The organism is Collinsella intestinalis DSM 13280, from assembly GCF_000156175.1.
Lineage (GTDB): Bacteria > Actinomycetota > Coriobacteriia > Coriobacteriales > Coriobacteriaceae > Collinsella > Collinsella intestinalis.
This window is the reverse complement of the sequence record NZ_GG692710.1, coordinates 1,039,306-1,047,522: the sequence shown is the minus strand read 5'-3', so window position 1 is coordinate 1,047,522 and position 8,217 is coordinate 1,039,306. Positions and strand designations below refer to the sequence as shown.

The window sequence follows — 8,217 nt, the reverse complement described above, 5'->3', positions numbered from 1 at the left end:
GTACTACCGTCTGCTGCGCGACGGTCTTCCGGTTGACGCGCCCGCCGCCGAGATGGACGCGGCTATGGCCCAGTTCTCCCTTACCACGGGTATCGTGGTGGCGGGGACGATCCTGTTCTTCTTCGGCCTCTCGGGTTTTCTGCTCAGGGTGCTGCAGAGCGCGAAGGGCCTGTATTGGCGCGGACTCAACATGTTCACGCTGCGTCAGCTCTCTGCCAAGGTGAACACGGTCAGCTTCTCTATGGCCATGATCTCGATGATTCTGTTCCTCGCGATCACGAGCGTCACGGGCGGCATGTCTATCGCGAACGTGATGAACACGAGCGTGGAACGCAACAACCCCGCGGATTACTCGCGCATCGTGATTTACTACGGCGAGAGGATGCTGGAGAACAGTTACGACTCCGATCGCCCCATGGGGATCGCGGAGGAGCCGTTCGATATCGTGGAGCTGAGCAAGGGCGACCGCGTGAACCCCGGCCTAGCCAACGAGGAGGCCTTCGACCTCGATGGCATCCTCGGCAAGCGCGTGCAGGTGGAATGCTATGATTCCACGCCTCGAGGGGGAGGCGAGCCCCTCATTACGCTCAATCAGCTGTGCGATGCGGTCGACATGCCGCTGCCGGTCGGTACCGGGAGCGCGAATTCAAACGTCATGGGTCTGCAGGTCATGAAGGAGAGCGACTACAACCGTTATCGTGCGTTCCGCGGGCTGGGCGAGGTCGATTTGGGTTCGGATGGGTACCTGCTCACGTCCGACATGGGCGAGACGGTGAACAAGGTGTACGACGCGGCCATGCGCGAGGACGTTGCCATTCCGTTTGGTGATGTGACTCTGCACCCAAGGGCCAAAGAGGTCGATGAGGATGCCAGCACGTTTGCCGATTCGAGCATGGGCAGCAATTCCGGAACGATCATTGTTCCCGATGTGGTTGCTGAGCGCGCGAACCTGCCGCTGTATTCGAGCTACCTTCTGGGCGACTATCGCGAGGGCCTCACATACGAGGAGACCGAGGGTTACGTGCGCACCGATCGCGGGTGGGCGCCGGACCTGTGCGACGCGAACGGCCATGAGGTCGGTTTGTGGGGCATGGAGACGACGCGCATCCAGAATTACGAGGGCACGAACACGATGAACGGCTTGATCAGCTATCTGGCGATCTATATCGGATTTGTCCTGGTCATTGCTTGCGCCGCCATCCTCACCATCCAGCAGCTTTCGAGCGTCGCCGATTCCGGCAAGAACTGCCGCATCCTCTCCGAGCTGGGTACTTCTCGTCACGAAATCGTGCGTTCGATGTTGGCGCAGCAGACGGTGTTCTTCGTGTTTCCGCTGATTATGGGCGTCGCACATTCGATGGTGGCGCTGCACGTTGTCATCGAGATTGTGGCGCTGTTCGGCGGTATTTCGATTGGCATGACGGTAGCTGCGACCTGTGCGATCTTCCTGCTGTGTTATGGCGGCTACTTTATGGTCACGTATTTCATGAGCAAGGGGATCGTGTCCGACGCGATACGCGTGAGGCATGCTCACTAACGGCATCGCGCAAGCTGGCCGAGCGATGCGTGCGTGTGCAAAGTGCAGGTGTTGACCGTTTGCCGTGCGTATTCTCCGTGAGACGGCAACGGTGACATTCACGTTGATTGTGCTATCGAGTCGGGAAAGGACGCGACGGCGTCCTTTCCCGACATTTTTGCCGGCCAGGAGATGCCGTAAGGGCAAATGGAAACGGTCGTTGGAATATCGACAGCAGGTGTTTACGCAGTTGAATAGGGAGGTGCAAGCTGTGATTGTGGATTCTCTGGAAGTGTTTGGGGGGATATTGGATATCGCCATGTTGACCACGGGGGCTGTGGCGGCGATCAGCATGTGGGCCGCCGGCCCCCGCACCCCTCGATTCGATGCAAAATAGGGCGTCAAAAAATATAAGTGTACGTTTTGGGGAAGGTTTTTGTTCTCTGAGGTTCTTTGCTTCGAGACTGGCTTTTCGCGACCTGCGGTTTTGTTGGCTCTTGCGCGTCAGCTTGATGAAAAGAGCGCAAAACGTTCCCCAAAACGTACACTTATGATTTTCGCGACTTCCGGATTCGCCCAGGGGCTTCCTGCGCGCTACCTCGATGCGGGGAACAGCTTTCCGTGGAGCGTATTTCGTCGATCGAGGAAGCTCGCGGTTCGATTTGCGAGTTTTAACCCGAGCGTCTCCGCGCGCTGCGCGATAAGCGAGTCGTACTTTTCCAAATCCGAGAGTTGATCATAGGTGAAAGAGACAACGCTATAGCCCATGCTCTCGAGCGCCGCGGTGCGGCCCGTCTCCTTTTTGAACGTCAGGTCGTCCGAATGAAAGCCCTCGCCGTTTACCTCGACAACGCCCATGGTGCTTGGATACAGCTGGTCAACAACGCAATGGCCTTGATAGGCCAGATTGAGCGCCGCGGTATCGAAGTTGATACGTTGGTTGAGCTGCGGTTTGGGCCAGCCTTCACCGCCAAAACGCATATCAGCGGTAAGAAACAGGGCGATTTTTGATTCGAGTGGCGAGGCAGATCCATCCAAGGCGAGGCTCAATGCCCGTGATACCGTGCGATTGCTTGTTTTTCCCTGAAGGCTGGCTGAAAACTCGGTAAGTTGTTCGAGCGTTGTGAGCGGCGGGCGCTTCCAAAGGTTTGACGTCATTTTGCCTGAAGGGAGGCAGATGCTCCAGGGGAGCTGCTCGCCTTCGCTGTCGAGGAAAGAGGTTCGCTTGCCGTCGGCGTCGTAGTATTCGCAGATTTTGACATCGGGGTTGAGCGCTCCATTCTCTTTAAGTCCGCCCTCCCGTCGGAGCAGGTCAAAAGCAAAGGCCATGCGCTCGTTCGTCGGAGAGACGGCGTATATGCCGCAAGCTTCGAACATGGCGAGCGCGAGGGCGATCGGGTCGGTTTTGCGTGGGGCTTTGACGAGCAGGTAGGAGGGAGAGAGAACGCCTAGATTGTTGCCAAGATCAACGACGCATGACGAGGGCAGGTCCCGAGGAACGCGGTGTGCGACTATGAAATCGGAGGAGTACCGCGTGGATTCGGGAAGCATGATGTGCACGGGCCTCGTCACGCCCTTGAGGTCGGTGAGGAGTCTTTCGCGAATGCTAGCGTCAAAAGGGCGAATGTTCAGGCGCGGTATCTCTGAGAGCCATTCCAGTCCGAGGCCGTCGGGCTTTTTTGCGCGGGCGATGTCGACTGGTATTTCGACGTCACGCAGGGCTGGCGGCGTGCGCCAGTATTCCCAGGCCGATATGTCACAAATGATCGCATCCATGGATCAACGATAGCAGGGCTGAGATAATAATCAACTCGTGATATGGTACTCTACCTGCAGTTATATGGTCAGATATGGGTCAGGAAAACCCGGATGGGGAAGCACCGTGCGCCTTTTACATCTCATCGCCGCTTTGCTTGTGGCGGTGGCTATCATCTCATTTGTGTTGTCAGCGCTGGGCTTTGTCCTCGCGGGTGCCTTTAAGTTGCTGCCCGGTGTGCTCTTAGTTTTGACGATCATTTTCTTTGCGCAAGGTGGACATGTGGATATCCGCCTGCCGGAAAAATGGAAACGAAAATAATGTGCGCGCCCATGTTACGCGCCCATGCTCACCCATGCGCCCGTGTGATGTGCCCGCGCGCTTGCATGGGCGGGCGCGAGCGGGCACGCCACATGCAAGCGTCTATGCGGTGATAAACCGCGCGATTGAGCAATCGTGTTCGTCGCGGGGGACCTGCTCGACTTCCTGCTCGGCAAACGCGACGCCGAGTACCCGGCAGTCCTCGCGCAGCTGAGGCAGGTAGCGGTCATAGGTGCCACGGCCGTAGCCCAGGCGATTGCCCTGCGCGTCGAAGGCGACGGCGGGGACGATCGCGAAGTCGATCTCCGACGGCGGCACGACGGGGAAGCGCGTGTCGTCTTTGGGCGGAACGCTGCCCTTTACGCGTGAGGGAATGAAGCGTCGCGTGGCGCCGGCGCGTGTGCTGGTGAGGGCCTGGTGCTCCTCGGTGACGGCCGGACCCCAGGGCTTGCGCGGGTCGACGATGAACGGCACGTTGCCGCCAAGGTAGTTATTGCAGGAGACGGAGCGCATGCACATGGCGCCGGACGCTGCATTGGGGATCATGCACGGAAATACAATGCGGTATCCGTAGGCATAGGCGCCGCGGATGAAGCGGTCGAGGTCGACCTCGTAACGCAAGGCGGCGTAGACGGCCAGGGTTGGCGGCTGCCCGTTCTTTCCCTTGATGCCGCTGGAACGAAGCTCTTCGATGAGCCGGTTGCAGATCTCGCGCGATTTGTTGGAGCGGGCGGCGGGGCGCAGCTCCTGGCGCGTTTGGATCGCGGCGCGCCTAACGTCGCCCTTGTGATCGAGGATGGCCTGCGCGGCTTCACCTCGCGTGCCCGCGGCAGTGGATGCAGCATCGGTCTTGTTCGTTTGTTTTGCAGTTGCCATGGCGCGATTCCTCTCAACGTCTCATTGCTTCATTCTACCGCGTGGGCGGCCGACGTTGGGTGCCGCCGCGTCATGCGATTCAGGTGGACGGAATCACGCCGTCTCGCCGAAAGCCCCGCTCGCGCGATACGCGGCGACGAGGTCGTCCAGGCGCATGCGGGCGTTGGCGGGGCTGGTGGAGGGGAGCTCGACAAGTTCGATCCCGCGTTGGGTGAGCACAGGTCCGTCAAATCGGCGGCAGAGTTGGGCGGCTTTGCCGCCGGTGGTGCAAACCGTCTCGATGGGGGCGGCATCGAGGATTCGCGCGAGGTCGTTGGGTTCTGGGTTGGCGATGCTTGCGTCGCTCGCCCCAGCGATGTTGCATGCCGCCAAGACGTCCCACAGCGCGATGCGGTGCGCCAACAGGAACGCGCGCCGCGCGTCGTTATCGATGAGCTCGTGATCGCGAAGGCCGTGTAGGCGCTCCATCACGCGCCAGAAGCGGTTTTGAGGGTGGCCGTAGTAGAAACCGACCTCGCGCGAGCGGGGCGAGGGCATGGTCCCGAGCACGAGCACGCGCGACCGCTCATCGAATATCGGGCCGAGCGTATGGGCGACGCGCGCGGCCGCCGCCCCGTCCTGGAGGCCCCCCTCTTTTGCGGCCTCACTCATCGGCTTCGTCAGCCCCCATGAGCTCGACGACGTTCCAGTCCACCTCGCTCGCCTCAATCGCCTCGCGTCCGGCAAACACGCAAGCGGGCGCTTCGCGTGCGATGCGCGAGATGTTCGCCGCCAGCGCGCGCAGGGCGTCGGGTGTGGATTCGAGCATCTGCTGGCGGCGCTCGGCGCGCTTGCCGCTCGGCGTCTTGCAGAAGTATTCGGCGTTGCGGCGCTTGGTGAGCGTGTACGGCTTGAGTGGGGCGTCCATCCCCGAGACGCAGCTCACGATGGAGCCCTCGAAGGTGTCGGCGTCCGGGTCGAACGAGGCGAGCCAATCGCCCGCGGCCTCGATGCGGGCGAGGGATGGGTCGATGGCGGGGTCGCGATAGGTGTAGAAACTCGCATGGCGCGGGCTGGGGGAGCGGAAACCGCAGCCGTAGGCCCCGCCCTTCACGCGGATCTCATTCCACAGGTAGTCGTACGAAAGCGCGTTTGATGCGACGCTCCAGGTGCCGTCGGTTTCGATTTCGAGCGTGCGCGGGTCGCAGGCGCGTGCGAGGTAGGTGACGTCGCTCGGGATGATGAAGGCCTCGCGCTTGTCCTCGGGCCAGGGTACATAGAGCTCTTTGGTGGCCGCGGTGCGGGGGCTGAGGCCCAGATCGCCGGCGGCGTTCCAGTAACGTCGATAATCCTCGTCGCTACCGGTAAAGCTCGCAACGGTACCGGTCGAGGTGAAGATGCGGGCCTGCAGCTCGCGCAGGGTCTCGCACAGACCCTCCTTGCGATCGTCGAAGTTGTCGAGCAAATCGCGCAGGAACAGGTAGAAGTCGACGCCGGAGAGCTGCTGGGTGAGCACGGCGGCCGGCGAACCGTAAGACATGGCGCGGGCGAGTGCGGCGCTGTGGCCGTTCATGAGGAAGCTCTGCTCCATGCCGATGCGCGTCTGCGTGAGGACATCGCGCATCCGCTCGGTGTCCTCAAAGACTGTTTCGGACCAGACCTCGCGCGGGATGCGCGCGAGCGCGTCCATCTTCTCGGATAGCGCGCCGGCCGACACGAGCAGGCGTGGATTCGCGAGCTTCCAGTTGGGCTGCGTGGCGACTTCGGTTGTGAAGGAGAGGAAGCCGAGGTTGGCGCACACGTAGCTGTCGAGTTCGCCGGCGGTCATGCGCTCGGTGGCGAGTTGGTTCATGAGGCGCGTGAGTACGGTCACATACGGCAGCTCGGCAAAGGAGAGGTGGGAGAGGTCGAAGTAAGTGAGCGCGTAGGCGAGCTGGTGGGTGGGCAAGTCGTGGCGCAGGCAGGGGATGGGCGTCTGCTTGTCGATGGCGAGCTGCGGCTCCGGACGGGCGGGGCCGATGTCGCTCACGTGCAGGCGCGGCAAGGTGGCGCGGGCCTCGGGTGCGTCCTCGGCCTCCTGGCGCTCGCGCAGGGCGGCGACGTCTTCGACGATGCGCTGGAGGTCGGCATCGTCCATGGCCGCCTTGGCCGCGGCGAGCTCGGCCTCCTCCTCGCGCGAGGCCGCGGCGTCGTCGGCCACGGGGACGAGCTCGACGAGCGCGCGATGCTTGCTCTCGAGGACGAGCTCACGCAGCAGGTCCTCGAAGTAGGTCCCGTCGAGCTCGCGATTGAGCTCCTCGTAGATGGGGCCGTACTCGATGCCACGCGTGGCGGCCTCGTCGGCGTCGTCGTAGAGCCAGGTGCCGAGCGCGTCGCAGGCGAGCGCGACGCCATCGGCGTAGCCGTAGTCGCGCTGGCGCAGGTCGAACTCCTCGTTGGCGAGGATGGCCGCGAGGCGCTCGCGCGGGATGCCCTCCTTCACCAGGCGGAGGCATTCGTCCTCGATGACGCGGCGGAACTCGCGCGCGACTTTGGGTTTAGCATTCTGCAGGATGATGAGCGTGTGCGGCTGCAAAAGATCGCCGGAGGTGTAGCTCACCACGTTGCCGCCCAGGCCGGCTGCGAGGATGGCCTTCTTCATGGGGGCCTCGTTGGTGCCCATGAGCGCGTCGATGAGAACGTCGGCTGCCACAAGGCGCTTGCGGTCGGCCGCATCGCCGATCACGTAGGCCATGCCCACCAGCGCGTTGTCCGGCGTGGTGGCCATCTCGACGCGTTCGTAATCGCAGACGAGGGGGTTTTGGCGCACGAGCGGGTTGGGCTCGCCCGTCGTTGCGGCACCATCGGTCGAATGGGAGTCGGTCATCGCATCGGCCTCGTTATCGCGGGCGGCCTGCAGCGCACGGGCACGCTCGGCCTCGTCGCGCAGACGGGGCCCGTCACCCAGATAGCGCTCATCCAGGAATGCGAGTTCGCGTTCGACCTCCATGTCACCGTAGAGCACGATATAGCTGTTCGCGAGGTTGTAGTGGCGTGCATGCGTGTCGAGGAACTGCTCGTAGGTGAGCTGCGGGATGGCGCGCGGGTCGCCGCCCGATTCGCAGGCGTAGGCCGTGTCGGGGAACAGCGCGCGGTTGACTGCATCGTCGAGGACGCTCATCGGATCGGAGAGCGCGCCTTTCATCTCGTTGAAAACCACGCCGTTGTAGCGCAGGGTGCCCGCCGCGAGAGGCGCGCCCTCGGGGACGTCGAGCTCGTAGTGCCAGCCCTCCTGCTCGAAAATCGCCCGCTTGGTGTAGATGGCGGGGTTGAGCACCGCGTCCATGTAGACGTCCATGAGGTTGAGCAGGTCTTGCTCGTTGGTGGACGCGACGGGATAGACGGTTTTGTCGGGATAGGTCATGGCGTTCAGGAACGTTTGCATGGAGCTCTTGATGAGGTCCACGAACGGCTCCTTCACCGGGAATTTCGCAGAGCCGCACAGCACCGAGTGCTCGAGGATGTGAAAGACGCCCGTGTCGTCGGTGGGCGGCGTTTTGAATGCGATGGAGAACGCCTTGTTCTCGTCCTCGCATGCGAGATAGAGCAGTCGGGCGCCGGAGGCGCGGTGATGCAGCACGTAGGCGTCGGCATCGAGCTCGGCCAGAGTCTTTTTGCTGGTGACGGTGAAGCCGGAGACAGTCGATCCGAGCGGCAGGGTGGTCGCGGCGCGCTCGCGCGCGGGAGTGGGTTGGTTCATGGGGGCTCCTTTATGGAGGTTGATTGCTGC

General features: G+C 62.3%; 6 protein-coding genes. 2 read left to right on the top strand and 4 right to left on the bottom strand.

From position 1 onward, the window contains the following. Window positions 1-1,537, top strand: a 1,537-nt coding sequence (locus COLINT_RS04840; protein ID WP_006723283.1) for a hypothetical protein, incomplete at its 5' end; no start/stop codon positions are given. Window positions 1,538-2,110: 573 nt separating this feature from the next. Here the strand turns inward: COLINT_RS04840 and COLINT_RS04835 are convergent. Beyond that, a complete protein-coding gene (locus COLINT_RS04835) occupies window positions 2,111-3,292 on the bottom strand; it encodes a PDDEXK family nuclease (RefSeq protein ID WP_006723281.1) in 1,182 nt (393 codons plus the stop codon). A gap of 106 nt (window positions 3,293-3,398) precedes the next feature. Here COLINT_RS04835 and COLINT_RS04830 point away from each other — a divergent pair, with 106 nt between their 5' ends. After that, window positions 3,399-3,593: a hypothetical protein gene (locus COLINT_RS04830; RefSeq protein WP_006723280.1), complete on the top strand. Its 195-nt coding sequence runs from the start codon at window positions 3,399-3,401 to the stop codon at window positions 3,591-3,593. Between the two features lie 102 nt (window positions 3,594-3,695). Here COLINT_RS04830 and COLINT_RS04825 read toward each other — a convergent pair whose 3' ends face one another. The 3 genes from COLINT_RS04825 to COLINT_RS04815 form a co-directional block, all read right to left on the bottom strand. Next, window positions 3,696-4,469 (bottom strand): 5-formyltetrahydrofolate cyclo-ligase, encoded by a 774-nt coding sequence (locus tag COLINT_RS04825; protein ID WP_006723279.1) that lies wholly within the window; start codon window positions 4,467-4,469, stop codon window positions 3,696-3,698. 93 nt (window positions 4,470-4,562) lie between these two features. Then, entirely contained in the window at window positions 4,563-5,120 is a 558-nt protein-coding gene (locus tag COLINT_RS04820) for a DNA-deoxyinosine glycosylase (RefSeq protein WP_006723278.1), read from the bottom strand. Next, a complete protein-coding gene (locus COLINT_RS04815) occupies window positions 5,113-8,187 on the bottom strand; it encodes an insulinase family protein (protein ID WP_006723277.1) in 3,075 nt (1,024 codons plus the stop codon). The genes COLINT_RS04820 and COLINT_RS04815 overlap by 8 nt, the downstream gene beginning before the upstream one ends. Between the last annotated feature and the right edge of the window lie 30 nt (window positions 8,188-8,217).